Consider the following 25,901-nt stretch of genomic DNA (forward strand, 5'->3'; position numbering starts at 1 on the left):
TATACACGTCGGCGCAGTGTGACGTAGCCTTTGTCACACTTTTTCCCCTGGATTATTGAATTTTGCGTACCGTTTTCAGGTTTTACCTGCGGTTTGCAGCAATAAAAATTAATGCTGGATAGCGCCTCGCAAGGTGAGAGGTTGCTATTAGCGTCGTTTCTCACGCCAGGTTATACCTCCTGCACTGCAAAGGAGGGGTAGCGATGTGGCGATGGATAAGCGGATTCATGTTGTTGTGGTGTGGTTACGGGGCGGCGGTGTGTCCGGTGTGGTCACCGGCAAAAGCCGCGAAAGAGATTGCGTCTTTAAGCGCACAAATCAAACGCTGGGATGATGCCTACTGGAAGCAGGGGGTGAGCGAGGTCAACGACGACGTGTATGACCAGCTCAACGGGCGCTTAACCCAGTGGCAGCGCTGTTTTGGCAACGAACTTGCTGAGAACACGCTTCCTGCATTAACAGGAAGCGTAAAGCACCCTGTCGCCCATACGGGGGTACGTAAAGTCGCCAGCAAAGAAGCGCTGGGCCAGTGGATGCACGGGCGGAGCCCGTTATGGATGCAGCCAAAGGTCGACGGCGTGGCGGTAACGCTGGTGTATCGCAACGGAAAGTTAGCCCGGGCCATCAGCCGTGGTAATGGCCTTAAAGGCGAGGACTGGACGGCACAGGTGCGTTTAATTCCGTCCGTGCCTAAGGACGTGTCCGGCGCGCTGGCAAACAGCGTTTTACAGGGTGAGCTGTTCTGGTTGCGCGAGAATCACGTCCAGCGGCAGATGGGCGGAATGAATGCACGGGCAAAAATTGCGGGTGCGATGATGCGGCAGAAAGACAGCGCACTTCTGAACCAGACGGGAATATTTATCTGGGCCTGGCCGGATGGGCCGCAAAGGATGGAAAGCATGCTGTCTGAACTGTCCAGGGCAGGATTCTCCCTGACGGCGCGCTATACCCTGCCCGCACAAACTGCTGATGTTGTTGAAAAGCAGCGTTTGGCCTGGCAAAACACCGCCTTACCCTTTGCCACGGATGGCATTGTGGTTAGGTCTGCGGAGTCTCCTTCAGGGGAGCACTGGCTGCCTGGTGAAGGCAACTGGGTTGTCGCATGGAAATATTCGCCTGCTGCACGGGTTGCCGAAGTCAGGGATATTCATTTTTCCGTGGGACGCACGGGCAAAATTTCTGTCGTGGCGGCCCTGGAGCCTGTACAGCTGGATGATAAACAGGTGCAGCGGGTGAGCCTGGGGTCGGTCGGGCGTTGGCAGAGACTGGACATTGCGCCGGGCGATCAGGTGCAGGTGAGCCTGGCCGGGCAGGGTATTCCCCGGTTTGATAAGGTTGTCTGGCGAGGGACGGACAGACGAAAACCAGCGCCACCGGACTCGCGTTATCACTCCCTGAGCTGCTTTTATGCCTCGCCGGAATGTATGGAACAGTTCTTTGCCCGGCTGACGTGGCTCAGTTCGAAGCAGGTTTTCAACATTGAAGGACTGGGAGAATCAGGCTGGCGGACGCTCTGGCAGGCGCATCATTTTGAACATCTCTTTTCATGGCTGCTGTTAACGCAGGAACAGCTGCAGTCGACGCCGGGATTCTCTGCCGCACGCGGGCTGGCGCTCTGGCATCGCTTCAATCAGGTGCGCGAGCAACCTTTTATCCGCTGGATTATGGCGCTGGGTGTTCCGCTGCCACAGGCCTCGCTGAAGGCGTTAAGGGATGTGTCGTGGCAGAAGATGAGCGAACGCAGTGAAAAGGCCTGGCAGGCCTTGCCGGGTACGGGAGAAGAGAAGGCGCGGCAAATAATTACCTGGCTGCACGCGCCAGAGATCGATGTGCTGGTCAGGTGGCTTGCTCAGCAGCACATCAACGGGTTCTTGGATCAGTGAGCGCTGTGCTTATAGTGAAACACGGGCAATCCGAGCTTCAGACGCAGCGCCAGCATGCGGGCCGTAAAGCCAAATAGCAGCGTGGAGATGACCACCACGTCATGGTTCGAAACGTAGTGCTGCAGGGCAATGTAGAGCACCGCTGCGGCGAAAGAGATGCCGGCATACAGCTCTTTTTGGAAGACCAGAGGAATGCGTTTGCAGAACATATCGCGCAGCACGCCACCGAAAACGCCCGTCACCACGGCAGCAATGGTGGCGATAACCGGGCCTTCCCCCATATCGAGCGCGATTTGCGCGCCGATGATAGAAAAGACGATCAGCCCCAGCGCGTCAAGCACCAGGAACAGGCGGCGAAGATGAGGCATAACGGGTGCCACTATGGTGGTTAATACGGCAGCCGTTGCGACGATAATGACATACTCGGGATGCTTCACCCAGCCGAGCGGGTAATGGCCCAGCAGGATATCGCGCACGGAACCGCCGCCCAGCGCGGTCGCAGTGGCAATAATGATCACGCCGAAGGTGTCCATCCGGCGACGCCCTGCAGCGAGCGCCCCAGTCATGGCTTCTGCGGTGATACCAATGAGATAAAGAACGTGAAGCAGCATATACCCTCCGGTGTGAACGCGGGAAGGTTAGCGATTTGTGCGCAAGATCACGATTGAGATTTTCTAAGGTGAGTCACTTTGCCCTATAAATTTTTATCAATTTACAGGTAATGGTACTGATAGTTGGCGGTAAAGAAACAAAACAAGATAAAGAAAGGATTAGAAATAGTAATGGGTGGCCCCAGCCGACGCCACCCAGATGACATTACTCGATGTTGGATCTGCTCATTGAGTAATTGCTATAAACCCTTGTGTTTAGCTGATTTGTTGTTTCGTGATTTTTTGTTGGGTACACCCTTGGGTACAAAGCAAAAGAGAGTGCTCAATTACTGGTCGGTGAACAGGTGGGGATCCAGGCAGGGGGATTTCTTTCCGGCGGTCTACGTTTTGCTACGGCGAACGGTTTTACCGGCGGGCTGTGCCCTAACTATTTTTCACGACAAACGCGCGCGTGCGCGAGTACACCGAGAGGTAAATTTAGTCAATTTGATGTCGCCATTCCGATCGGCATAACGCGAAAACAAAAAACACACTTCTATACGTATGCTCAAAAAACCTGTTTCAGCTGTTTCTCTGTTTCAGTACCCCTGCAAGCCTTGTGCCGCAAGGGTTGTATTGAAACAACAAGATAAAACAACTTATGATTCAACTGTTTCACAGTTTTATACTCTGGTTTTTTGTTCGAAGATGATTGGTTTTTAGGGGAATATCTTGCGATATTTTGCAAGAAGCACAAAAAAGCCCGCGTCATGATGACTGTCGGGCCTGTTTGCTGTTTTTTACATGTTTATTTCGCTGGTTCTGCTGTCTCTTCCTCTGCTATTGGCACCAGCATGAGGGCATACGTCCTGTGCTGTTGCCCATTTATGCGCGGGGTTAGTGACTGGTAAGAATTCGGGTCTTTCTTCATCAATAAACCTTCCGCATGCAGCACCTTCAAAGATTGTGTTGGCGGCTTACCGGGGATCGCCTCAGCTTTGAATACCGCGGGCAGTACGTAATAAACGCTTCGACCGTCTGGCGACCCGTTCAGCGCCAGCCACCCCGCTCGACGTGCGATATCCGTTGATAACTTGGGAATATCATCCGGGCTGTAGATAACGTCAAAGCGGTTCTCGTTCACCAGCAGAAAGTTTTCAACCATCTCAACCAGCTGTCCGTGCTCACGATTTCCCGTACCGTATAGCGAGATCCACTGGTTAAAGCTGTGCTCTATTGCTGCCCGGCATTCTGTAGCCTCCCAACCGGTCAGAGGGGCCGACAGGATGAGGGCCGCTTCCAGAATAGCGAAGCAATCGGCAACACGGCCCGCCTGTTCGCCACCCCGTGCCGGCAACAGCCCCTTCCATCGTTGTTTCGCCGCGGCTACGGCTTCCTGAGTTGCTTTCGGGTTCTCCGCGAGCGTTGATATCCATTTACGCCCGACAGCTCCATAGTGGTTCTGGTAAGCGGTTTTAAGCGCATCCGCATGAGACTTACCATCGGGCAGGGAGTGAAAGTCACTGGCACGGGTTAACGGGATATTCAGCAGGCGCACCAGCTGCCCCGCGTTAATACTGCCACCATCTTCCCGAATGAAACTTTCGAGATCTGTCTCGCCGGTGCTCAACGCCACCGTGGTGTAGCGCATTACCTCCCGGTTGCCACCGTCCCGCCGCCCCTGCAGCTTACCGACGCCGTTAAAGAGGGCGTACGCCGATTCGGCAACGTCACGGCGCCGGGTGTTCTGGCTGATCTCGTCCAGCGCCATGAAACCATCATTGTGCGCTGCGGCTTCATTCACCATACCCAGCGCCGTACCGTACCAGGTCAGTTTTGTTTTATCCGGTGAACCATAGAGACTGGCAGCTGTGTTGGCGGTTGTCGTTTTACCGGCGCTGGACTGCTCATAGAAATGAATACCGAAACCGTCAGCGCCCACCAGCGACAGCATAGGTGCAGCGAACGCAGCTGCAATGGCGGTCACCATTGATGAGTTGCCAGCCGCCAACCGGGCAACATTATCGCGCCAGCTCTCCGGCGTACCTTTGACGGTGTAACCCTGTGCCGTGGCTGAGTGGCCGCAGAAAATAACCGGCTTAGAGGATGTGCCCAGGATCTCTCCGTCCGGCATGATGTACGCGCCATGCTGCCAACCCGTTGTTTTTGCCACATTCCATCGGGCCAGCTCGTCGTGCAGTTGAAGATAATCCCCCAACACTGCCCGGAGACTGTTTTTAGACGTTACGTTAAGGCCACCGGCTTTCATCCGTCGCCAGCCATCCCGCTCGCCGATATCGCACAGCGGGATCGCCTCAGTGACTTTACGCACGTTGCACTGCCATGACAGTACAATGAACTCCTCGCTTCCATCGGTACCACGGCCAAGCACATCGACTGCCGAACAAAGCCAGGCAGGGGGTTGTTCTTCAATTTCACCAGTCCGCTTATTGATTCGGGGAACGATGTAATACATCCCATCGTCCCGCCTTTCCACACGGGGATTTAAGCGATCTGCGGCACGTTTGGTTGCTGCGTTGACCCAGCCCAGCGCCTGTGCATCTGCAAAGATGGCTTTATAGCTGGTTTTGTCCGGCTCCAGACCTTCCCATCGTGCAGCTGCTCCTTCAGATAAATCCTCCTCATAGGCGTCCTGCGCTGTTACCGACCAGTCTATCCATAGCTGCCGCGCGTCGTCCTCGAAATCGGTTCCTTTGAGAGAGGCCAGCCGGTAACCCTGATCAATCCATGCGCCGTTGTCGTGTGCCTTTTGCAGCATGCCAGGATGCCAGAGAGCACTACGCAGGTCGGAGATGACAGAGGTATCCGGCCCGATACTCAGATCGTCAAAATCTGCATCCGTTTCCGGAGATGCTTCATGCCCGGCCTGTTTTTTAGCTTTTGGTTTAGGCGCTGCTACTGGTTGAGCTGGTTCCGGGAGCGCATCAACGGCAATTACCGCTCCCGCATGCAGCTGGCTTTTGGCGCCGACATGCGGACAGTAAAGATAGCTCTGAGCACCGTAGACGCTGCGGTCAAGTACCAGATAGTTACTGCCGCTCTCCCAACGGGCTTTTTGACCCGTAAGGTTGGCCAGAGTAAAACTGGCTTCCTGCATCAGCATCGACTCTGTGGCCTCACAGACCGCCCGCCGCTCGTCTGGCTCCACCAGCCGGGAAAACTCATAGACAATGCGCATACGTGGGCTGGCAGCGGTGTGGCTGGCCGTCTGGTAAATCAGCACTGAATGACGAGTGAGCGATGCTAAAAGCGCCTGCATAGCGCCCGGGCTACTCTCGTCGATATCAGCACATCCAAAGGCGCACGCGGCCATATTACCCACGATCCGGCGCTGACCAGCCTGCTGTGTTGGGGCAGAGAACCAGTACAGCTTTTGCTTTTCCTCGCGCCGCTCTTCATCAGTCATCTCTGGTCTGATGGAAATTCGTACACTATGCGATAGAATAGCTTTGCAAAGCTCATTAAAGCTGTTTGCGGTAAAGCGGGCGGGGGTGAGGGTTATCCCCCGGTCCATCAGGTAACCAAATCCGCTCATAGCTTCCTTTCCTTGCGTAACATAGCTTTGATCCGGCGACGTGTAAGTCGGTTGTCGCCGGCGTCGGGAGTTACATCACCTTGTGTGTTATAGCTGAATCCCTCCATTACTACCGGGTTGCCGAGTTGGCGGGTACGGACAGCAAAGAGATGTGCGCTAGAGTTGTTTTTACGCATGATTTGTCCCCCGCGGGTAATTATTCCAAACGACACGTGTACGACGCTCTCTACGATTAGGGGTGGTCACTGGTGCTACCTCCCTGTTGATTCGCTTCAACAATATCCGCAGTCGACTCCATAAAACCCGTCATAAAATCCACTGCTCGAGCCATATCGGCGGTGTGTTTCAGGAACAGCCCAAGAGCCTGCAGATCTGTTTGATGGTCGCTATAGTTCTCGTTTTCACAGGCCCAAAAAATCAGATTGCCGATAGCGCCGAGACCGCGCAGATAAGCTGTATGAGCTTCATCACCCGTTGCGGCCAGCATGCGTAAATCACCAGGACTAGCTTCGGTAATCTCACCAGTCAAAGGAATAGTGAAAAGTTTCCATGTAGTTGGATTAAGCATTGTCGTTCCCCTGTCCGTTGTGTGCGTTTGCCGCATGAGCTGCAGTTTCCTGCGCCCATGCAATAAGGTCTGCGGCGAGATCTTTGCCATTTGGGTCAAGTACGATGAACTGTGCGGCTTCCAGAGCTATGGCAATCGGGCGCAGAATGTCTTTAGGACTGGTGTACACTTCGAGAATGTCGCGCTCATGCATGGCGCACCTCCTGAACTGGCAGGACGGCGGCAAGAGACAGGATGTAGTGAGCGGCAAGCACCTTACGCGCTTCGTACTCGCTGGTGGCCTCCACGATGATTTTGCAGGGCTTCGCCAGACGGTCAGCGCGATCGAGCGCCATAAAACGGTACTGATATTTGGGGTGAGAGAGGGCCGCCCCGGTTTGGGGTGTGATAGTATTGCTCATAGCTACCTCGTTACTTTCGCTAACGTTGGTGGTCAGACGCCCTGTATGTGTTGCGAGCACTACGGGGCGTTGCTTTTTGGGTGAACCGAATTTAAAGTGGTTCATACCGTTTAAAATAACATTAGCATAGTGGTATGAACCGATGCAAGAATCCCCGATAAAGAACAAAACAGACCGCACAAACAGCACGCGAAAGATCATTCGCTTTGAAGATGGGCTGCTGGAACAGATCAACGAACTTGTAGGTGAAGGCAATTTCAGCTCGTGGGTTAAGGATGCCTGCCGTGAGAAATTGCGTAATGCCGGCATCAAGCCAAAAGCCTGATCTCGATGTACCGGGCAGGGTGTGTACACGGTGGCGTTAAGCATGCTGGCCCCCGATTCGCTGTTCATTCCATTGGCGCACCGCCGCGGCGTCAAAAACAGTAACACCGTCAGTTAGCCGATGAGGTTTTGGAAAATCAGAACGCTGTGCGTAACGCCATACCGTGCTGATATGTACGCCGAGGTAGTGGGCGACATGCCGGGCGCGGGCGTTGCCACTGGTGGGGAAGGTGAATTGTTGCGACTTCATGCGATTACCTGCTATTGAGTGAGAAGGTAATCGCAAGGCTACGGATTAGGTGGTTATGGGTGGGGGAGTTATGAAAAACTCACCGGAGTTATGAAAACTCAGTTACCGAACCCCTCCCTTTTTCAACCAGTCAGTAAGGGTATTATCATCTATTTCGGGATCGCCGATTGAAGGGATCCGGTTAGATATCTTGATTCTCAGGTCTCCAATGCTCCCCTTAAAATCATCGTCAGTCAGGTTATACGATCTGAGTAATGCGACGATAAAGCGGCATTGCTTAGCGGTGACACGCTCAGGCGTTGGTTTTTTTTCATAAGGTTGACACGTCAAAAAGCACCATACCTTTTGCAATTCGGCGCCCGGTATTCGTAATTTTTCCCTACCATAAGTTTCCCTTAACGCTTCGCAAAGCCCTTCCCCGTTATCATTGTGAGCGTTGTAGTGCGGGTCTGTTGGTATCCATAGAGACCGATCACTGAATTCGCTATCAGAGCCATATTCTTTCACTGAAAAGTTAGCATTTAAGTTCGGTGGGTAATCAACTCTTAGCCAGAACAGGTTAAAGCTATTCGGATCTACAGATAACAGAAAGCTGTGACCATGCCCGGGAAAATTAACATCCTCACAGGCTATGTAGTCAGGCAACGAGAAGCACAGCTCGATAACTCCTTGGCTCCACAGTTCCAATAAATCGTTGCCGGTACAATTTGCTCCCTTGCCGGTCAGCATCTCTGCTGCTCGGACAAGATCATAACTTGGTAGAGGGGAATAAAAATCAGTCATTCACGTTCGCCTTACACGTTCTCGCCTGGATAGTTGCTGAGGCAGGCGGTCAGGCGTAGACCGCTTTTCTCCCCGTCGGGATAGCCTCTGTTTCATTGTGTCAGATAGAGAAATTCCAGCAAGCCAAAAAATACGGGCAGGGGAGATAGCGAAAATGTCAATCTTGCCTTATACCTTGCGGCGCAGCTCCTTGCCGGCGCTGACGCTGGGCTCGCGGCTGGTATAAGTTCCATCGGTCGCAATGATCAAATATGGCGCCGGAAATTGACGTTTCACTTTGACGTTACTTTGATCTGAATATCTATAAGGCTGCTGGTGGCCAGATGATTTTTCTCCCGGCAAGGACACCGGTGATATTGCTTTTTTTCTAGGACTTTGGTTTTTCATCAAATGAAAAACGGCGCAGCTTACGCCGCACCGCCTCTTATTAACAACGGACTAAGAAAGCCCACGCTTCATACCCATATTCATGAGCATCAAGCACTTTGTTGGATTTCCCACGCACCTTACGGTAGCGGCAGAATACCCAGCGGAACCCTTTAGGGGCCGCTTTTTGTACAATTGAACGTAAACCCATTCATAAAACACCTCCTTACCGAGAGAGATTTTTCCCTTGAACATCCTCCCCGAAGGTGTTAATTTCGGGCTGTCTATGAAGTTGTTCACGGTGGTGACGCCTCTTGGATTCATCACCTAGAAACCCCTTGCATTGGTTGCCGCCTTGCAGGGGGTTTTACATTTTACTCAACTGATATCGTGCTGCGATGAGCGATACCCCGCATATCTCAGCGACTTCCTCAGCTGTCATATCCCTTAGCACGTTGGCATGCATTGCGGGCACTAGTAGCTCCCCGCTAAAGCACTTTGCCTGCCATTCACTACTTTCAAAGGGCCGAATCTTAACCCCAGGGGCCGCACGCGCGAACGCGATGTTTTTATGCATGAGTAGGTGGCCTAACTCATGTGCTGCGGTCATACGATCACGGCCCACCCCGTTTAATGCCCCTTCGTAAATATCTTCGCGAAGGATCAGTAAATGGTCTTGGGGATAGGTAAGCCCGTGTGTCTCACCCATCTCTTCCATTCCACCAATTTGGAATTCGAAATCCGGTATCAATCGGGGTAATGCGAACTCGATCACCCCCATGATAGGAAACTGTAATCCTGTGATGCCGAATGTGGTTCGTAGCGTTCTCACCAGAGAGCGTATTGACTCACGATTCTGCGGGGGTACACGGTAATCTTGTCCGCTCAAGTGGCCTCCTACTGCACTTTCTTATTCAAAATCTGACGTAAATTACGGAAATCTTCTTCGCTTAACTCATCGAAACTGCGAGCAAACGCAATTGCGACCTCACGAGCATGGCCGTTCCTACCTGACAAGCTGATCTCTACTGATTGCTGAGAGTCACGAGCCGCATTGATAAGCTTTTCTTTTTGTTTTTCATCCGCATTGAGATAGCCAATGATGCTATCAAGTACGGGTTTAGTGACCGCCCTTTTACCAGTTTCAATTGCTGAAAGATAAGACGAGGTCATGCCAATAGACTCGGCCATGCTTTTCAGCGTGATCCCTAGGTCTATGCGCATTTTTCTTACTGTCTTACCAAACGGCGTTAACATGGTTGTATCCTCGTTGATTACTGGTGAGCAAGCGTGTTGCTATGCTTGCCTAGTTTTAGATTAACAGGCTTTAAAATAAAATCAACACATTTTTGTTGATTTGTTGTCTTGGTTTCGCGCATCTATGCAACGGATGCCGAACGATTTCATATACTATCTTAATACCTACTCCTGCATTTATCGATAAACGCCTTCACGTTTCTGCGTTCGTAGCGCACTACCTTCGCGGAGAACCTGATCGGCGCCAGTGTTGCTCGGTGTCGATGGTGGATATTCCATGCGCAAAGCGTTTTCTGAGTAATCCCGCCCAGCAGTTCGCACACTTCGTCAGGGGTTAGAAGATCGTCGTCAGACAGGTTCTGAGGCTTCATGTTAGTAATATCTCCGGTGGTCAAATGGGACCACCATATTATTCATAAAGGAGATTTATTGTGCAGAAGTGTGATTACATGAGTGACAAGGAACTCTTTGAGTTATTGGATAAAAAGCGAAGCGCCGTATACAACTTAATTAAAAAGCATGGGTTTCCGCCTCCGGTTTTAACGCACCCTGCGAGATTTAGCCGCAGAGCCGTCGAAAAATGGCTAAGCGATGGAGGTGTGAATAGAAGGAAGGTTGCACAAGATGAATAATTAATAATTCATCGCCACCCGTAACAATAACAAGGCCACATCATCATGGCCTTGTTATTATCAATATCCTGAGCGCATGCATGGTGAAAATATGAATACAATGCTTCTTTTAATGGCAGAGTACGAAACCTCCAATATCCTTTTGGCTGATATTTCCGAGAAGTATCTCGGAATGGCGTCATCCACTGCCAACAAGAAAGCAGCGGCGGGCCTACTACCATTCCCCGTCTACCGTATAGGGAACAGCCAAAAAGCCGCCTGGGTAATCCACGTGCAAGAACTGGCGGAGCATATCGATAAACGAAGAGACGCAGCAAAAGCAGAGTGGCAGGCTACGAGAACATCGCTTGCCACCGTAACGTAACTGGGTTAATCACTTACCCTAATTACTCGCAGGGGGCGAATTTTCGTGATCCAATCTGGCATCCATTATGATTTTTATAGCAAAAGGTTTGGTTTGCTCTTGAAAAAGTGCTCTTATCTTTTGCTGTTGTACAGGGGAAAGTTCTGGTCCAGCAGCATAAACGGCTTTTGTCTCGAATGATCTACAGCTTTGAATTGCTGCTATAGCTGCCGTTTCCGCAGATTCCGAGCTCTTGGAATACTTTAATGATTCTCTTTTAACACAAGAATAATACTGATACCGGGGATCATTTTCCCTGGACGGGTTTGCGGAACATAATGCCGGCAGGAACAGGATTAGCAGAAATAGCTTTTTCATAGCGTTCAATCCAAGATTGATAAGAGATTGTATTTTATGGGCAATACTTACCATCTACTGTTACATCATTTCTGTCCATCTTTCCATTTTACCCAGCCGTTATACGCTTTAGCTCCACCAGCCAATAAAGAGCTACCTGCGTCTATATAGCCTGCAGTCGCTGCATTACTACCGCTAAATCGCGCAGCCTGCGCCTGCGCCTGTAATCGGCTAGCGGAGTTCGCGCCGTTTAGGATGGTCTGGTAGGCGTCCTGCTCCGAATCTTCGGTAATGCCGGAAGTGATCCGCAGCGCGGTACCTTCGCCAGTCTCGACGCCGGATGAAGCCAGAGAGGCGTTAGCCGCCGCGGCCTGTTCACGCCCCGCTTTACGAATACGTTCGGCTTCAACCTTCGCCGCGGCTTTTGACGCGTCGGCGTCAGCTTCTGCCTGGGCGGCCTGATAGTTCGCCATTTTTTTTTTGCTGTTGTCCGCTGTACACCGCCCCACCAGCTGCCAGTGCTGATGCAGTTGCGCTTAGGGCGACGGCTTCAAGTCCTGTACACATATGATTTCTCCAAGGGTAATCTGGCTACTCATGTAGAAAAAATAACCTTTTTATTATAGTTTTTATAGAAAATAATTCTCTTGCAGTGGTGTGTTTATGCCTGTTGTTGTGTCCTACCGCTGCGACTGGTTTCGCATCATCGAAGATATTTCGCGGACAGGGGTACCGCTGGCCAAAGTGGCGAGCGAGATAGAGGTTTCGAAATCGGCTCTTCTGGGTTGGAAGTCAGGCGCAGAGCCAGCGCACCGGGCGGGGGAGAGGCTTATCGAGTTCTGGTGTTTTGCTATGGAAAGGAAACGGGAAGATCTCCCGGTGCTGGTACACTCACGCCGGTTTATGCGCACTCCTAAGATGGTTCATTCAAATGACCCCGCCTCTGCTTAACGCAGAAGAAAAATACTCCCCGCAATAAACATCCCGAAGAAAAATAATCTCTTTGCATAAGTCATCCCTCTAGGGGGTGTGGGCTTGGCGCATCATCAAAATTTGGATGATGATTATAATCAATGCGTTATGGAGTTTCTGAGGGGGCGGGCTGGCATCTTTTCGGGCAGGGGGTGAAACAACTACGGGAAAACCTGTTTCAGCAGTTGTTTCACTTAATATACTGATTTAACGTAATAAATATATGATTGAAACAATGAAACAACTGAAACAGGTAAAATAAAGCTCGTATGTGAGAGAATTACGCACCACGAATCATAGGCACAACGTTGTATTTTTCTCCCTGCTCCAGGGAAACCAGTAGGCCGGCCCATAACTCCAACGCTGCCCGGCGTTCCTCGAAGTACTGGTGTCTGTTGTAAATCCCCTCCACACCTTTGATTCGGTGATTCAGGCAGCGTTCGGCAACTACGGGATCGACGCCCAGCGCTGCTAAGTGGGTACGGGCGGTGCGGCGGAAGTCGTGAATGGTGAAGTTTGGTACATCGGGCATTTCATGGCGTACTTTGGCCAGCGCCACGGGGAGGGTGCTTTCCTGAATGTGGGGGATCATTCGGTGCTGCATTTTCCGTGCTGGCAGAACCCACTTACTCTCACTGCCCGCTATACTCCGCAGCTCCCGCAGCCATCCCACCGCTGGTGGGGGCAGGGGAATATCTATCGCATCGCCGTTTTTAGCGCGTTCTGCTGGCAGGTGCCATATTGCATCGCTTAAATCGAATTCGGCCCACTGAGCGCCGCACAGCTCCATTTTGCGGCAACACAGGCACAGTATCAGCTTCATCGTGAGTTCGTTCTCCCGGCTAAACCCTTTGGCCATACGCATCGCCTGGAAAAACTGGATAAGCTCCTCACGTGTCAGCCAGCGTTCGCGGCTTTTCTCCTGGCCGCCGGCGTCAGCAATTTCAAAAGCACCGGTAGGATTGACCTCAAGCATATGCCGCCTGATGCCATAATCGAAGATACGGCGCGTCCAGCGCAGTACATCGTTGGCAATGGTTGGCGCACCACGGGAGACGATCTTTTGCAGCATATCGTCGATGTGGCGCGGGCGAACGTCTTCAACCTTGAGGTTGCCTATGTTGGGGTTTATGTCCTTATCAATTCGGCGGCGCAGTATATCCGGATGTTTCCAGCGGCCCAGAATCTGCCGTTCGAAATACTCAGCTGCTAATTCTGAAACCCGGAGAGCATTTTTCTCCTGTTCCATTTTCTCGATAGCGGCCGCTTTACGTTCTTGCTTTTCCCCGGCGACATCGAACCCAAGGGCAACTCGTGCCGACAGTTCTCTGACCGTCTCCCGCGCTCTGGATAGCGACATCTCGCCGTAAGAGCCGATCAGCATTACCCGTGATTTACCGGCAAACTGGTATCGGAAGCGCCACACAGGAACTTTATCCCCTGCCCGGTAACGTAGGTACAGTCCGCTCCCGTCTGAACGTCCTTCAAAGCGTTCTCCCACTTTAATCCATGCCTTTATCTGGATATCTGTCAGTTTGGCCATTGTTTCACCTGAACATTGATTAGTTCTTTGTACCCAAAATGGATCTCTGAAATTGCTTAGGGTACAACCATGGGTACAAAGAGTTTGCGCGATGTTATGCAATCATATGCGACGATATGAAAATAAAAAAGCCCGCATTTAGCGGGCGTTACTGGTTTTTTGCGATTCTATGCGACGGCATGCAAAATCATTCGATGTTCTGGATCTGCTCGCGCATCTGCTCAATCAGAACCTTGAGTTCAATCGCTGAGTTGGTCACTTCAGCATTGATAGACTTAGACGCCAGGGTATTCGACTCGCGGTTGAACTCCTGCATCATAAAGTCCAGACGGCGGCCTACAGCTTCCTTCTTCTTCAGGATGTTGTAGGTTTCTTTCACGTGCGCTTCCAGACGATCCAGCTCTTCGGCGACGTCAATACGCTGCGCCATCAGCACCAGCTCTTGTTCCAGACGGGTGTTTTCCAGCTGAACTTCTGCTTCTTCCAGCTTTGCGACCAGGCGCTCGCGCTGCCATTGCAATACTTCTGGCATATGGGTGCGGACTTTGGCTACTTCGGTGCTCACGCCTTCAAGACGCTGCTCAATCATCGCTTTAAGCGCCTGGCCTTCGGTTTCACGAGCAACGATAAAATCATCCAGCGTGCCGTCGAGGGCTGCCAGGATTTCTGCCGCAATGGCATCCAGATCCTGTTCACCGGCGGCCATGACGCCAGGCCAGCGCAGAATATCAACCGGGTTGATTTCGCCTTCATCACTCTGCATTTTGACCCAGTTCGCCGCATTCACGAGCTGTTTCGCCAGCTTTTCGTTGAGGATCAATTCGCCCTGCGCGCTGGCATCTGGCTCAAAGCGCAGGTTGCATTCCACTTTCCCGCGGGTCAGACGCGTGCGGATACGCTCGCGCACCACAGGTTCAAGGCTGCGGAACTGTTCCGGCATACGGAAATATGTTTCCAGATAGCGCTGGTTTACCGAACGCATTTCCCAGGTAGCGCTACCCCAGCTACCCTTGATTTCACGCCGGGCGTAGGCGGTCATACTGCGGATCATAGACATTCCCGTTTTTAAAGGAGAGATGGGGGGATTATAGCTTTCGGGGGCTTCTCAGGATAGGAATAAGCGTCCTTTATCCGTATAATGCGCAGCCACATTCGTTTCAAGCCGGAGAATCCATCATGCGTCCATCAGGTCGTAGCGCCAACCAGGTGCGTCCCGTCACCCTGACCCGTAACTATACAAAACACGCTGAAGGCTCCGTGCTGGTTGAGTTTGGTGACACTAAAGTGCTGTGCACCGCCTCCATCGAAGAAGGCGTTCCGCGCTTCCTGAAAGGTCAGGGCCAGGGCTGGATCACCGCCGAGTACGGCATGCTGCCACGCGCAACGCATACCCGTAATGCCCGTGAAGCGGCAAAGGGTAAGCAGGGCGGTCGTACCATGGAGATTCAGCGTCTGATCGCGCGTGCGCTGCGCGCCGCCGTTGACCTGAAAATCCTCGGCGAATTCACCATCACTCTCGATTGCGACGTCATTCAGGCTGATGGCGGTACGCGTACCGCGTCCATTACCGGTGCCTGCGTAGCGCTGGCCGATGCCCTGAACAAGCTGGTTGCGGCCGGTAAGCTGAAAACCAACCCAATGAAAGGGATGGTCGCGGCGGTTTCTGTTGGTATCGTTAACGGCGAAGCGCTTTGCGATCTGGAATACGTTGAAGATTCCGCAGCCGAAACCGACATGAATGTGGTGATGACCGAAGATGGTCGCATCATTGAGGTGCAGGGCACGGCAGAAGGCGAGCCGTTCACCCATGAAGAGCTTCTCTCCCTGCTGGCATTGGCCCGAGGGGGAATCGAATCCATTGTAACGACGCAGAAAGCGGCGTTAGAAAATTGATTTTAAAGGCGACCAATGAGTCGCCTTTTTTTTGCCTGTAAGACAGAAAAACCAAAGGAGCAAATCCATGAAATCGTATCAGCGCCAGTTTATTGAGTTTGCGCTTAACAAACAGGTGCTTAAGTTTGGCGAGTTTACGCTGAAATCCGGGCGTAAGAGCCCCTATTTCTTCAACGCCGGGCTGTTTAATACCGGGCGCGATCTGGCACTGTTAGGCCGTTTCTATGCCGAAGCGCTGGTGGATTCCGGGATTGATTTTGACCTGCTGTTTGGCCCGGCCTACAAAGGCATTCCGATTGCGACCACCACTGCGGTGGCGCTGGCGGAACACCATGACCGCGATGTGCCCTACTGCTTTAACCGCAAAGAGGCTAAAACCCACGGGGAAGGCGGGAATCTGGTCGGCAGCGCGCTGCAGGGCCGCGTCATGCTGGTGGACGATGTGATTACCGCAGGCACGGCGATCCGTGAGTCGATGGAGATTATCCAGGCCAACGGTGCGACGCTAGCCGGTGTGCTGATTTCTCTGGATCGTCAGGAGCGTGGCCGCGGCGACATTTCCGCTATTCAGGAAGTCGAGCGTGATTACGCCTGCAAAGTGACTTCCATCATCACCCTGAAAGACCTGATTGCGTATCTGGAAGAGAAGCCAGAGATGGCGGACCATCTGGCGGCGGTACGTGCGTACCGGGAAGAGTTCGGGGTGTAGTTAAATTGCCCGGTGGCGCGACGCTTACCGGGCTTACGGATTACTGCAACTGAGCAGCCACTAACGGCCAGCGGGCGTCAAAATCGTCCGTTGGACGGTATTTGAATTCGCTGCGCACGAAGCGGGAGAGCATGCCTTCACAAAACGCCAGTATCTGGCTTGCCAGCAGCGTTTCATCAATGCTGTATCCTTCGCCTTCACGCATTTTCTTCTCGCGCAGTACCTGGCGCAACTGCGCTTCAATACGTTCGAAAAGCTGATTGATGCGGCCCTGCAGCCTGTCCTGCTCAAACATCAGTGCGTGGCCGGTCAGGATACGGGTTAAACCCGGATTGCGTTCCCCAAAGCCCAGAATTAACAGCACAATCAGACGCAGACGCGCGGTGGTGTCTTTTTCGTCTTTCAAAATCAGGTTGATGCGCGTGATCAGGCTGTCTTCGATAAACTCGATCAGGCTGTCGAACATCCGGGTTTTGCTCGGAAAATGACGGTACAGCGCCGCCTCAGACACGCCCACAGAGGCGGCCAGTTTGGCGGTGGTGATGCGTTGACTGCCATCGCTGGATTCAAGCATCAGAGCCAGAGATTGAAGTATTTCTTCGCGACGATTCCTTTTCGCGGTTTGTTTTTCTGCCATGTTACAAAATACCCCTGAAAATAAGCACTTGCCAGGCTGGCATCCACACAGCGACCGCAAACTGACGTTTGCGGTTTGTTATTGCATTATGGCGCTGCGAGATACGTATATGTCGGGCGGTTATTTGCGCCCGGAATGGCCGAAGCCGCCTTCGCCACGGTCGGTGGCATCAAAGTCTGCCACCAGGTTAAATTCTGCCTGAACCACCGGTACAAAGACCATCTGCGCGATACGCTCGCCGGGTTCAATGGTGAAACTGTCCTGACCACGGTTCCAGACGGACACCATCAGCTGACCCTGGTAGTCGGAGTCGATCAGGCCGACCAGGTTACCCAGTACAACGCCGTGCTTATGTCCCAGGCCAGAGCGCGGCAGGATTACTGCTGCCAGAGACGGGTCAGCAATGTGGATCGCAAGGCCAGTCGGGATCAGGGTAGTAGCACCCGGAGCCAGTTCTACGGCGTCATCGAGACAGGCGCGCAGGTCAAGTCCAGCAGAGCCGGAGGTGGCATAGGTTGGCAGCGGGAATTGCTCACCAACACGCGGGTCCAGAATCTTAACGTCGATTTTTTTCATCATAACGGGTAACGATCTCGTCCAGTAATTGTTGGCCCAGGAGTTCCTTGCGCTCAAGCGGTAAGATTTTATCTCCATCCTGCCAGAAAAGGTGCAGTGCGTTGCTGTCGCTGTTAAATCCTTGCGTGGCCAGCGATACGTCGTTCGCGCAAATTAAATCGAGGTTTTTGCGGGTACGTTTTTGCCGGGCATATTCTTCCACATTATTCGTTTCTGCGGCAAACCCAACAACGTAAGGACGATGGCTTTTTAATGCGGCGACACCAGCAACGATGTCCGGGTTTTTCACCATTTTCAGTGTTAATTCATCGCCTTGCTTTTTGATTTTCGACTCGGCGATGGTCTCGGCGCGATAGTCTGCCACGGCCGCACAGCCGATAAAAATCTGCTGACTTTGCGCATGGGCCTGCACGGTGGCTTCCATCTCCAGCGCGGTGGTCACATTAATACGCTGCACAAAAGGTGGCGTAGGTAACGAAACCGGGCCGCTGACCAGCGTGACGTTAGCACCGCGTTTTGCCGCTGCGGCAGCAATTGCAAAGCCCATTTTACCGGAACTGTGGTTGGTGATGTAACGCACCGGGTCCAGCGGCTCGCGCGTCGGGCCCGCGGTAATCATGATGTTGAGATGTTGCAGGTCGTTGACAGGCGAGAAATGGGCGGCGGCCATATCGACAATCGTCAGAGGGTCGAGCATACGCCCCGGGCCAACGTCGCCGCAGGCCTGGCTGCCGCTGTCCGGGCCCCAGATAAGCAGGCCGCGCGAGGCCAGTGTCTCCAGGTTGTGCTGGGTGGCAGCGTTGCGGTACATCTGCTGGTTCATGGCCGGCACGACGGCGACGGGTGCTGGCGTTGCGAGACAAATGGTCGAAACCAGATCGTTCGCCATTCCGGCCGCCACGCGGGCAATTAAATCTGCCGTGGCAGGGGCAAGAATAACCAGGTCTGCCCATTTACCCAGCTCAATGTGGCCCATCGCGGCTTCGGCTGCGGGATCGAGCAGGCTGTCAGATACCGGGTAACCTGAAACCGCCTGCAGGCTCAGAGGGGTGATAAAGGCTTTACCGCCTTCCGTTATCGCGACCCGCACATCCGCCCCGCGCTCACGCAGACGACGCACCAGCTCCGGCGCTTTATAGGCGGCAATACCGCCACTTACGCCAAGAACGATTTTTTTACCGGCCAGGCTCATCATGATTCTTTCCTGTTGGGTTTCACCAGAGAGCGGGCATTTTATCACAATCCCTAAAACGGGGTGATGATGTCCTTTGGTCACTTTGCGAGGCGCTACGCAAGAACGTAACGTCGCCGTCGAGTCCCCGATCCTGCTGTGGCAGCATGTGAATAAACACAGGGAGAAAGAGCATGGAAGAAGAGGATGAACTGCTATTGCCGCGTGAAAAAATGCTGCGCTATGGCGTCACGTTGTTAAAAGATGACGAGTTGCTGGCGCTCTTTTTGCGGACCGGGACACCGGGAAAAACGGTCTTTACGCTGGCAAAAGAGCTGATTGCGCATTTCGGTTCACTGTATGGTTTGCTGACCGCCGAACTGGTGCAATTTAAAAACGTTGAAGGAATTGGCGTGGCGAAATATGCCCAGTTGAGGGGCATTGCTGAACTTGCCCGCCGTTTTTACAACGTCCGCATGGAGATGGAAGATCCTATCCTGACACCCGCGATGACGCGTGAATTCCTGCAAAGCCAGTTAACCGATGTCGAACGCGAGATCTTTATGGTGATCTTTCTCGACAACAGGAACCGGGTACTGAAGCACAGCCGCCTGTTTTCAGGTACACTGAGCCACGTTGAGGTACATCCGCGTGAAATTGTGCGTGAAGCGATAAAAGTGAATGCAGCGGGCGTGATCCTCGCGCATAATCACCCCTCTGGCTGTGCAGAACCGAGCAGAGCTGACAAAGAAATCACCGAACGCATTATCAAATGCTGTCAATTCATGGACATTCGTGTGCTGGACCATTTGATAATTGGCCGCGGAGAGTACATTTCTTTTGCCGAACATGGCTGGATTTAGGCTATTTCTGGCGATCCATCGGGATCTTTGTCTGTTCGGGACTTGAGCACACCGCCGAGTCAGCGTATACTACGCCACCTTTGAGAATCTCGGGTTTGGCATTTGGGCCTGGCAATCGAGAGTTCACTTAGAACTACGCGATGACCGGGCTGTAAAGCCTGACGAGGCGCCGATACCCCATACGAAGCTCGAGCTAATTTGATTTTTGGAGAATAGACATGTCCCGAGTCTGCCAAGTTACTGGCAAGCGTCCGGTGACCGGTAACAACCGTTCCCACGCACTGAACGCGACTAAACGCCGTTTCCTGCCGAACCTGCACTCTCACCGTTTCTGGGTTGAGAGCGAGAAGCGTTTTGTCACCCTGCGCGTATCTGCTAAAGGTATGCGTGTAATCGATAAGAAAGGCATCGATACAGTTCTGTCTGAACTGCGTGCCCGTGGCGAAAAGTACTAAGTACTTAAAGAGGAAATAAATCATGGCTAAAGGTATTCGCGAGAAAATCAAGCTGGTTTCTTCTGCTGGTACAGGTCACTTCTACACCACCACGAAGAACAAACGTACTAAGCCGGAAAAACTGGAACTGAAAAAATTCGATCCAGTTGTACGCCAGCACGTACTGTACAAAGAAGCTAAAATCAAATAATTTTAGCCTCCTTGTATTGAAAAACCCCGCAACTGCGGGGTTTTTTGCATTCTGCATCTCAACGGAGGAACCATGCCTGAATTACCTGAGGTAGAGACCAGCCGTCGCGGCATTGAGCCCCATCTGGTCGGCGCGACTATTCTTCATGCTGTCGTTCGCAATGGGCGACTGCGCTGGCCGGTGTCCGATGAGATCCACGCGTTAAGCGACAAACCCGTCCTTAGCGTGCAGCGCCGCGCGAAATACCTGCTGCTGGAGCTACCTGACGGCTGGATTATTATCCATCTTGGGATGTCGGGGAGCCTGCGCATCCTCACTGAAGAACTGCCTGCGGAAAAGCACGACCACGTCGATCTGGTGATGAGCAACGGCAAAGTGCTGCGTTACACCGATCCAAGGCGTTTTGGCGCGTGGCTGTGGACGAAGGAGCTCGACGGACACAACGTGCTGGCGCATCTCGGGCCTGAACCACTCTCAGACGCGTTTAACGCGGAATACCTGAAAGAGAAGTGCGCGAAGAAAAAGACCCCGATTAAGCCCTGGCTGATGGATAACAAGCTGGTGGTCGGCGTGGGGAATATTTACGCCAGTGAATCGCTGTTTGCGGCCGGGATCCATCCCGATCGGTTGGCCTCGTCGCTGTCCGCGCAGGAGTGTGAGCTGCTGGTTCGGGTCATTAAAGCGGTACTGCTGCGCTCTATCGAGCAGGGCGGGACGACGCTGAAGGACTTCCTGCAAAGCGACGGTAAACCGGGCTATTTTGCCCAGGAGCTGCAGGTGTATGGCCGTAAAGGTGAGCCATGCCGGGTATGCGGGACGCCGATCGTTGCCGCGAAGCACGCCCAGCGCGCCACCTTCTACTGCCGTCAGTGTCAGAAATAGGGCTACTTTAGCTTTTCCATCAGCGCCTGGTGGACGTTATTCGGCAGGAAATGGGTAACGTCCCCGTGATGGCGCGCCACCTCTTTCACCAGCGTGGACGAGATAAACGACCACTCTTTTGACGGCATCAGGAATACGCTTTCCAGCTCCGGCATCAGGTGGCGGTTCATGTGCGCCAGCTGCATTTCATACTCGAAATCTGCCACCGCGCGGAGACCACGAATCAGAATATTGGCCTGCTGGGTGCGAGCAAAGTTCGCCATCAGGTCGCTGAACCCGACGACTTCAACATTCGGCAGGTGCGCAATCGCATCGGTGGCAAGCGCCACGCGCTCGTTGAGATCAAACATCGGTTTTTTGCTGGGGCTGGCGGCAATCGCCAGAATCACCTTGTCGAACATGCTCGCCGCACGGGTAATGATATCAAGATGACCGTTAGTGATCGGATCGAAGGTACCCGGATAAATCGCTTTTGTGCTCATGGCTCACGTTTTCTCTGAGTAGCCGCGGCAGAGCGCCCACAGCTCGGTGTATTTGTTGAAAGTATACTGGGCATTCACTACCGCGAGTAACCAGCCCTGCTTACCGTCCAGCACGCCGCCGCGCAGCAGCAGCGTTTTCAGGAACGCCCCCAGCGTATGGGTGAAGATACCCGTCAGCGAAGCCTTCTTGCCGCGCTGGTGACGCTCCTGCGCCCATGCGGTGGCATAGTTGAGCTGCTTTTGCTGGAAGCTCGCGAAATCCCGGCAGGTCAGGTGCAGCAAATCACCCGTCAGGGGGATGACCCGGGCGCTGTCGCAGGCCAGTGACTCATGGACCAGGTTGTCGTTGTACTGATAGCGCTCGCGCTCGTAGAGGCGCATCACGCGGTCGGGATACCAGCCGCTGTGGCGCATGAAGCGGCCAAGGAAGTAGTTACGACGCGCAATGCTGTAGACCGCGCCAGGCTGAGGAGCGGTGAGTACGGCCTGAATGGCTTGCTGAAGCTCCGGCGTGATGCGTTCGTCGGTGTCGAGCATCAGCACATAATCACCGGTGGCATACCCCTGTGCGCGCTGGCGCTGGATGCCATAGCCTTGCCAGTCAGTATCGGTAAAGACTTTTGCACCCGCTGCCCGGGCAACGTCCACCGTGTTGTCCGTGCTTCCGGAGTCGAGGATAACAATTTCGTCGGCCCAGGCGACGGAGGCCAGGCAGTCCGGAAGCAGGTCGGCGGCGTTTTTGGCGATCATCACGACCGACAGACGCGTTGACATTAGTGGCTCCGCTGAGGCAGATAAGGTTGCAGAAGCTGCAGCAGACGGGTGAGTGCGCCCTGATTCTGATGCAAGACTTCGACGGCGTGGCGACCGTACCACAGGCGGTAATCTTCGTCCGTCAGAAGGGTCGATACCTCTTTGACGACCGAATCCGCATCGGTCACGGTAATTAAACCATCGGCCTGCTGCAATTTCGCGCAGATATCTTTGAAGTTAAACGTGTGTGGGCCCATCAGCACCGGAATGGCGTGTGCTGCGGGTTCCAGCGGGTTATGACCGCCGCGCTCGACAAGGCTGCCGCCGACAAACGCGAGGTCAGCAATGCCGTAGAGCAACATCAACTCGCCCATCGTATCGCCAATCACTACCTGAGTGCTGCCGGAGGGGATCTCTCCGCTGCTGCGCAGCGTGAAGCTGAAGCCGCCTTTCTGCACCATTTCACGGGCATCTTTAAAACGCTCAGGATGGCGGGGAACCAGAATCAGCAGTAAATCCGGGAATGTTTCCAGCAGCTTACGGTGAGCCTGGAGGATAATCGCCTCTTCGCCGTCGTGAGTACTGGTCGCAATCCAGACCTGACGACGCGGCGCCCACTGGCGACGCAGCGTGATGGCGCGGGCAGCCAGTTCAGGGGTCACGGAAATATCGAATTTCAGGCTGCCGGTTACGGCAAGCTGATTGCGTTTCAGGCCCAGCGCGATAAAACGCGCCGCGTCTTCTTCATTTTGCGCGGCAATCAGTGTGATTTTGCTTAGCAGACGACGCATAAATTTGCCCAGCTTGCCGTAGCCCTTCGCCGAACGCTCAGACAGGCGCGCGTTGGCAATCACCAGCGGAATTTTACGGGCATGCAGAGCGGAAATCATGTTCGGCCACAGTTCGGTTTCCATCACGATCACCAGCTTCGGGCGAACGGTGTTCAGGAAACGATTCATGGCGCAGGGCAGATCGTAAGGCAGATAGACGTGATGCACGTCTTTACCAAATGCGGATAACGCGCGCTCTGAGCCGGTTGGCGTCATGGTGGTGACGGTTATCGGCAGAGATGGGTAGCGGTGACGCAGGGCGCGAACCAGCGGGATTGCCGCCAGCGTTTCACCGACAGAAACGGAATGGAGCAAAATACCGTCCGGGGCGACTTTATTGCGGCAAAAGCCATAGCGTTCAGCCCAGCGTTTACGATACGCAGGCGCTTTACGGCTACGAAGCAACAGTCTCAGCCACACCAGTGGCTGAATGATATAGAGCAGGGCGGTATACAACAATTCCAAGCGATTATCCGTCTTTTTAGTTTCGGCGGGCAAATTCTAAGCATTTAAGCCAGGTAAAGCTATCTCTTATGCCAGATACCGTTTTAAACGGAAGTAGCGTCGGCCCAGGCGCCAGCGCAAACGCGGGCTTTTGGCACTTTTCCAGATAAGCTTCCAGATCCCGGTATCGAAGAACTCTTTGATAATCATTGTTTTCTTCGTCTTATCCTTCATGTTGTCGAAGGTATGAATGATCCCGAGCCCCTCTTTGGCGATTTGCCAGTGGCAGGCGGGGATATTTTTCACTTTATCCGGGTAACGCTGGTTAATGGCATCAAGCATCTGCAGGATTTTCATGTAATGGCGCGCGGAGCGAATCAGCGTGTCGTCATTATCCGGCATGTGCGATACCGAGGCAGAGTGAATGTAGTAGTCATAAAAGCGTTCGCTGGTGTACTGAACGCGCTCTGCGGCAAGCAACACTTCGGTGGTCCACGGGATATCCTGATGGCGCAGGCCGGGTTCGAAATGGAAACGGTGCTTACGGATAAAATCGTGGCGGTAGATATTAAGCCAGGTCACGTGCAGGAATTTACGCGAATCCAGCGCCATTTTTAGCCATGCCGGGCCCGTCATAACGCCCGTCGAGGCGAGTTTATCCTCAGGGAAGATAGGACGAGATGGTTTCTTATCATTTTCCCAGACGTAGTTGCCGTTGCAGGTGGCGACATCCAGATCCTGCGTAACGGCCATATCCAGCAGACGCTGGTACATGCCTGGTTTGAAGACGTCATCAATATCCGGGAAAGAGAGATATTGACCAGTTGCAACGGCCAGGCCGGTATTACGCGCGATGGAAACGCCCTGGTTTTGCTGTTCAATCACCTGCAGCTGCGGCAGTTTTTCACGCCAGCTTTCGACGATCTGCAGCGAGCGGTCAGTCGAGCCGTCATTAACAATGATGACTTCCATGCTGTCGATGCGTTGATTCACAAGGCAGGTAAAGAACTGATCCAGAAAAGCTTCGCCGTTATATACGGCAACCACCACGCTTAACAATGGCGCTGAATTTTGCATAAGAAACCTGATTATTTTTGATTGTCGACCAAAGCAATGTATTGCTGGCAAATGGCATTAATACCGAACGACGCAATCGTTGCATCGCCAACGACCGGTGGGGCGGTATAAATGTCCACCAGCGTTTTTGCCAGTGACGCGTCATCTAGCTCTGCCAGCCCGCGCGCTAAGGATCCGGTGAGGATTTCTGCGGGGCCGCCGGGGCAATTGGTACTGACCGGTGGCGTCTGGCAGATAATGGATTCCACCAGCACATTACCAAAACCTTCGCAGTCAGAACTTAACACTAAGAGGCGTGCCCCTTTTATCCAGGGGTAAGGGTTGGCGTCGAAGGGACGGAAAACCGTTTTATTTTCAATACCCAAGTCGCGGGCAAGCTGTTTGAGCTTTTGAATTTTGGCGTCGGAACCATTGCCCATCATGACAAGCGTAGTGTCAAGCTGACTCAGCGCGAACGCGCGTAAAAGGCGGTCGTGACGCTTGTGTTCATGGAAGCGGCCTACGTGGATGATGTAATCCTCCCCTTGCATCTCAAAGGGAGCACCTGCCAGACGCTGAATTTCAGGGATATCGAAAGGATTGTGGATAACCGCCTGGCGCCGAAGCTTGAGGGCCAGCGTCTCTGAAAGATCTTTCAACACGGCGCCGGAGACGGCGACAACGTTTCGGTTTTCGTAGGTATGACGAATTTTAAGGTGTTTAAACCAGCGTGAAAGCCCGCTGCGATGGCGAAGATAAGAGAACGAGAACATGCCATGCACGCAGAACCAGACTTTATCACGCTCCAGCGCGCGGCAGTGCGCCACAATGCGGTCCGTTTTGTGCAGGTGAGAGAACACCACGTCAAATTTTCCACTGCGTTCAGCCCGCTCAATTGCCTGATCCAGCAGACGGGCGCGGCGTGGGATCTCCGTCAGCTTTCGCCACGGTTTTTTGCAGGTATCCTGAACGACCTGATAATCGATGCCTTCCGGGATGGCGTAGTCGCACACTTTCCGCAGAGAGAAGAGAGAGACCTGATGCCCCATCTCTGTTAATCCACTGGAAAGTGTAAGAACCGTTTTTTCAGCTCCCCCACCGGGTAAACCATCAATAATCATTAGGATGCGCATTT

General features: G+C 53.2%; 30 protein-coding genes and 1 pseudogene. 10 read left to right on the forward strand and 21 right to left on the reverse strand.

The window, feature by feature from the left end:
- Positions 1 to 203 precede the first annotated feature (203 nt).
- Complete coding sequence (ligB, locus tag MX657_RS00430) at positions 204 to 1,883, forward strand: NAD-dependent DNA ligase LigB (RefSeq protein ID WP_346806913.1); 1,680 nt, start codon at positions 204 to 206, stop codon at positions 1,881 to 1,883.
- On the opposite strand, the gene MX657_RS00435 is transcribed toward ligB, so the two are convergent.
- From MX657_RS00435 to MX657_RS00455, 5 genes are all read right to left on the reverse strand, one after another.
- Positions 1,877 to 2,494 carry a trimeric intracellular cation channel family protein gene (locus MX657_RS00435; RefSeq protein WP_010426435.1) on the reverse strand — a complete coding sequence of 206 codons (618 nt, stop codon included), beginning with the start codon at positions 2,492 to 2,494 and terminating at the stop codon, positions 1,877 to 1,879. The genes ligB and MX657_RS00435 overlap by 7 nt on opposite strands.
- Before the next feature lie 787 nt (positions 2,495 to 3,281).
- Positions 3,282 to 6,029, reverse strand: a complete 2,748-nt coding sequence (locus tag MX657_RS00440; RefSeq protein WP_346806915.1) for a DUF927 domain-containing protein — start codon at positions 6,027 to 6,029, stop codon at positions 3,282 to 3,284.
- A 232-nt stretch (positions 6,030 to 6,261) separates the two neighbouring features.
- Positions 6,262 to 6,597: a hypothetical protein gene (locus MX657_RS00445; protein WP_346806917.1), complete on the reverse strand. Its 336-nt coding sequence runs from the start codon at positions 6,595 to 6,597 to the stop codon at positions 6,262 to 6,264.
- Positions 6,590 to 6,790: a hypothetical protein gene (locus tag MX657_RS00450; RefSeq protein ID WP_023240556.1), complete on the reverse strand. Its 201-nt coding sequence runs from the start codon at positions 6,788 to 6,790 to the stop codon at positions 6,590 to 6,592. The genes MX657_RS00445 and MX657_RS00450 overlap by 8 nt, the downstream gene beginning before the upstream one ends.
- Positions 6,783 to 6,998 carry a host cell division inhibitor Icd-like protein gene (locus MX657_RS00455; RefSeq protein WP_346806918.1) on the reverse strand — a complete coding sequence of 72 codons (216 nt, stop codon included), beginning with the start codon at positions 6,996 to 6,998 and terminating at the stop codon, positions 6,783 to 6,785. The genes MX657_RS00450 and MX657_RS00455 overlap by 8 nt, the downstream gene beginning before the upstream one ends.
- A gap of 142 nt (positions 6,999 to 7,140) precedes the next feature.
- Between MX657_RS00455 and MX657_RS00460 the strand changes: the two genes are divergently transcribed.
- Positions 7,141 to 7,323, forward strand: coding sequence for a YlcI/YnfO family protein (locus MX657_RS00460; RefSeq protein ID WP_346806919.1), 183 nt, complete (start codon positions 7,141 to 7,143; stop codon positions 7,321 to 7,323).
- Between the two features lie 36 nt (positions 7,324 to 7,359).
- On the opposite strand, the gene MX657_RS00465 is transcribed toward MX657_RS00460, so the two are convergent.
- The 5 genes from MX657_RS00465 to MX657_RS00485 all read right to left on the reverse strand — a co-directional run bounded on the left by MX657_RS00465 (position 7,360) and on the right by MX657_RS00485 (position 9,978).
- Entirely contained in the window at positions 7,360 to 7,572 is a 213-nt protein-coding gene (locus tag MX657_RS00465; protein ID WP_115233695.1) for a helix-turn-helix transcriptional regulator, read from the reverse strand.
- 102 nt (positions 7,573 to 7,674) lie between these two features.
- Positions 7,675 to 8,355 carry a hypothetical protein gene (locus tag MX657_RS00470; RefSeq protein WP_346806921.1) on the reverse strand — a complete coding sequence of 227 codons (681 nt, stop codon included), beginning with the start codon at positions 8,353 to 8,355 and terminating at the stop codon, positions 7,675 to 7,677.
- 168 nt (positions 8,356 to 8,523) lie between these two features.
- Positions 8,524 to 8,742, reverse strand: coding sequence for a hypothetical protein (locus MX657_RS00475; RefSeq protein WP_346806923.1), 219 nt, complete (start codon positions 8,740 to 8,742; stop codon positions 8,524 to 8,526).
- A 346-nt stretch (positions 8,743 to 9,088) separates the two neighbouring features.
- On the reverse strand, positions 9,089 to 9,502 hold the full coding sequence (locus MX657_RS00480) for an ImmA/IrrE family metallo-endopeptidase (protein ID WP_346806925.1): 414 nt from the start codon (positions 9,500 to 9,502) through the stop codon (positions 9,089 to 9,091).
- 116 nt (positions 9,503 to 9,618) lie between these two features.
- Positions 9,619 to 9,978, reverse strand: coding sequence for a helix-turn-helix domain-containing protein (locus MX657_RS00485; RefSeq protein WP_346806927.1), 360 nt, complete (start codon positions 9,976 to 9,978; stop codon positions 9,619 to 9,621).
- A 449-nt stretch (positions 9,979 to 10,427) separates the two neighbouring features.
- Here MX657_RS00485 and MX657_RS00490 point away from each other — a divergent pair, with 449 nt between their 5' ends.
- Positions 10,428 to 10,610 (forward strand): helix-turn-helix transcriptional regulator, encoded by a 183-nt coding sequence (locus MX657_RS00490; protein WP_346806929.1) that lies wholly within the window; start codon positions 10,428 to 10,430, stop codon positions 10,608 to 10,610.
- 91 nt (positions 10,611 to 10,701) lie between these two features.
- Positions 10,702 to 10,974, forward strand: coding sequence for a pyocin activator PrtN family protein (locus MX657_RS00495; protein ID WP_346806930.1), 273 nt, complete (start codon positions 10,702 to 10,704; stop codon positions 10,972 to 10,974).
- Positions 10,975 to 11,396: 422 nt separating this feature from the next.
- Here MX657_RS00495 and MX657_RS00500 read toward each other — a convergent pair.
- The 3 genes and pseudogenes from MX657_RS00500 to MX657_RS00510 all read right to left on the reverse strand — a co-directional run bounded on the left by MX657_RS00500 (position 11,397) and on the right by MX657_RS00510 (position 14,876).
- A pseudogene (locus MX657_RS00500) lies at positions 11,397 to 11,877 on the reverse strand (hypothetical protein).
- A 685-nt stretch (positions 11,878 to 12,562) separates the two neighbouring features.
- Positions 12,563 to 13,825 (reverse strand): tyrosine-type recombinase/integrase, encoded by a 1,263-nt coding sequence (locus MX657_RS00505; protein WP_346806931.1) that lies wholly within the window; start codon positions 13,823 to 13,825, stop codon positions 12,563 to 12,565.
- A 187-nt stretch (positions 13,826 to 14,012) separates the two neighbouring features.
- Positions 14,013 to 14,876, reverse strand: a complete 864-nt coding sequence (locus MX657_RS00510) for a YicC/YloC family endoribonuclease (RefSeq protein WP_023309886.1) — start codon at positions 14,874 to 14,876, stop codon at positions 14,013 to 14,015.
- Positions 14,877 to 15,001: 125 nt separating this feature from the next.
- Here MX657_RS00510 and rph point away from each other — a divergent pair, with 125 nt between their 5' ends.
- Both rph and pyrE read left to right on the forward strand, forming a co-directional pair.
- Positions 15,002 to 15,718 (forward strand): ribonuclease PH, encoded by a 717-nt coding sequence (gene rph / locus MX657_RS00515; protein ID WP_010426431.1) that lies wholly within the window; start codon positions 15,002 to 15,004, stop codon positions 15,716 to 15,718.
- A gap of 67 nt (positions 15,719 to 15,785) precedes the next feature.
- On the forward strand, positions 15,786 to 16,427 hold the full coding sequence (gene pyrE / locus MX657_RS00520) for an orotate phosphoribosyltransferase (protein ID WP_023334015.1): 642 nt from the start codon (positions 15,786 to 15,788) through the stop codon (positions 16,425 to 16,427).
- A gap of 40 nt (positions 16,428 to 16,467) precedes the next feature.
- On the opposite strand, the gene slmA is transcribed toward pyrE, so the two are convergent.
- The 3 genes from slmA to coaBC form a co-directional block, all read right to left on the reverse strand.
- Complete coding sequence (gene slmA, locus MX657_RS00525) at positions 16,468 to 17,064, reverse strand: nucleoid occlusion factor SlmA (protein WP_008502690.1); 597 nt, start codon at positions 17,062 to 17,064, stop codon at positions 16,468 to 16,470.
- Between the two features lie 120 nt (positions 17,065 to 17,184).
- Positions 17,185 to 17,643 (reverse strand): dUTP diphosphatase, encoded by a 459-nt coding sequence (gene dut / locus MX657_RS00530; protein WP_015570042.1) that lies wholly within the window; start codon positions 17,641 to 17,643, stop codon positions 17,185 to 17,187.
- Positions 17,621 to 18,832 carry a bifunctional phosphopantothenoylcysteine decarboxylase/phosphopantothenate--cysteine ligase CoaBC gene (gene coaBC, locus MX657_RS00535; protein WP_218729047.1) on the reverse strand — a complete coding sequence of 404 codons (1,212 nt, stop codon included), beginning with the start codon at positions 18,830 to 18,832 and terminating at the stop codon, positions 17,621 to 17,623. Before coaBC ends, dut begins: the two co-directional genes overlap by 23 nt.
- A 173-nt stretch (positions 18,833 to 19,005) precedes the next feature.
- Between coaBC and radC the strand changes: the two genes are divergently transcribed.
- The 4 genes from radC (at position 19,006) to mutM (ending at position 21,201) form a co-directional block, all read left to right on the forward strand.
- Positions 19,006 to 19,674 (forward strand): RadC family protein, encoded by a 669-nt coding sequence (radC, locus tag MX657_RS00540; protein WP_252002747.1) that lies wholly within the window; start codon positions 19,006 to 19,008, stop codon positions 19,672 to 19,674.
- A gap of 218 nt (positions 19,675 to 19,892) precedes the next feature.
- On the forward strand, positions 19,893 to 20,129 hold the full coding sequence (gene rpmB / locus MX657_RS00545; RefSeq protein WP_002436699.1) for a 50S ribosomal protein L28: 237 nt from the start codon (positions 19,893 to 19,895) through the stop codon (positions 20,127 to 20,129).
- 22 nt (positions 20,130 to 20,151) lie between these two features.
- The gene (rpmG, locus tag MX657_RS00550; protein ID WP_003024094.1) at positions 20,152 to 20,319 is read left to right on the forward strand and encodes a 50S ribosomal protein L33; all 168 of its coding nucleotides are present in this window, start codon (positions 20,152 to 20,154) and stop codon (positions 20,317 to 20,319) included.
- A 72-nt stretch (positions 20,320 to 20,391) separates the two neighbouring features.
- Positions 20,392 to 21,201, forward strand: coding sequence for a bifunctional DNA-formamidopyrimidine glycosylase/DNA-(apurinic or apyrimidinic site) lyase (gene mutM, locus MX657_RS00555; RefSeq protein WP_346806938.1), 810 nt, complete (start codon positions 20,392 to 20,394; stop codon positions 21,199 to 21,201).
- A gap of 2 nt (positions 21,202 to 21,203) precedes the next feature.
- Here mutM and coaD read toward each other — a convergent pair whose 3' ends face one another.
- The 5 genes from coaD to MX657_RS00580 all read right to left on the reverse strand — a co-directional run bounded on the left by coaD (position 21,204) and on the right by MX657_RS00580 (position 25,899).
- A complete protein-coding gene (coaD, locus tag MX657_RS00560) occupies positions 21,204 to 21,683 on the reverse strand; it encodes a pantetheine-phosphate adenylyltransferase (RefSeq protein WP_346806940.1) in 480 nt (159 codons plus the stop codon).
- Between the two features lie 3 nt (positions 21,684 to 21,686).
- Positions 21,687 to 22,457 (reverse strand): glycosyltransferase family 2 protein, encoded by a 771-nt coding sequence (locus MX657_RS00565; protein WP_346806942.1) that lies wholly within the window; start codon positions 22,455 to 22,457, stop codon positions 21,687 to 21,689.
- A complete protein-coding gene (gene waaA, locus MX657_RS00570; protein ID WP_080329829.1) occupies positions 22,457 to 23,731 on the reverse strand; it encodes a lipid IV(A) 3-deoxy-D-manno-octulosonic acid transferase in 1,275 nt (424 codons plus the stop codon). Before waaA ends, MX657_RS00565 begins: the two co-directional genes overlap by 1 nt.
- 66 nt (positions 23,732 to 23,797) lie before the next feature.
- The gene (locus MX657_RS00575) at positions 23,798 to 24,787 is read right to left on the reverse strand and encodes a glycosyltransferase (RefSeq protein ID WP_346806943.1); all 990 of its coding nucleotides are present in this window, start codon (positions 24,785 to 24,787) and stop codon (positions 23,798 to 23,800) included.
- Positions 24,788 to 24,798: 11 nt separating this feature from the next.
- Positions 24,799 to 25,899, reverse strand: coding sequence for a glycosyltransferase (locus MX657_RS00580; RefSeq protein ID WP_265195308.1), 1,101 nt, complete (start codon positions 25,897 to 25,899; stop codon positions 24,799 to 24,801).
- Between the last annotated feature and the right edge of the window lie 2 nt (positions 25,900 to 25,901).

Origin of the sequence: Enterobacter chuandaensis (assembly GCF_039718975.1) — a bacterium.
Classification (GTDB): Bacteria; Pseudomonadota; Gammaproteobacteria; order Enterobacterales; family Enterobacteriaceae; genus Enterobacter; species Enterobacter chuandaensis.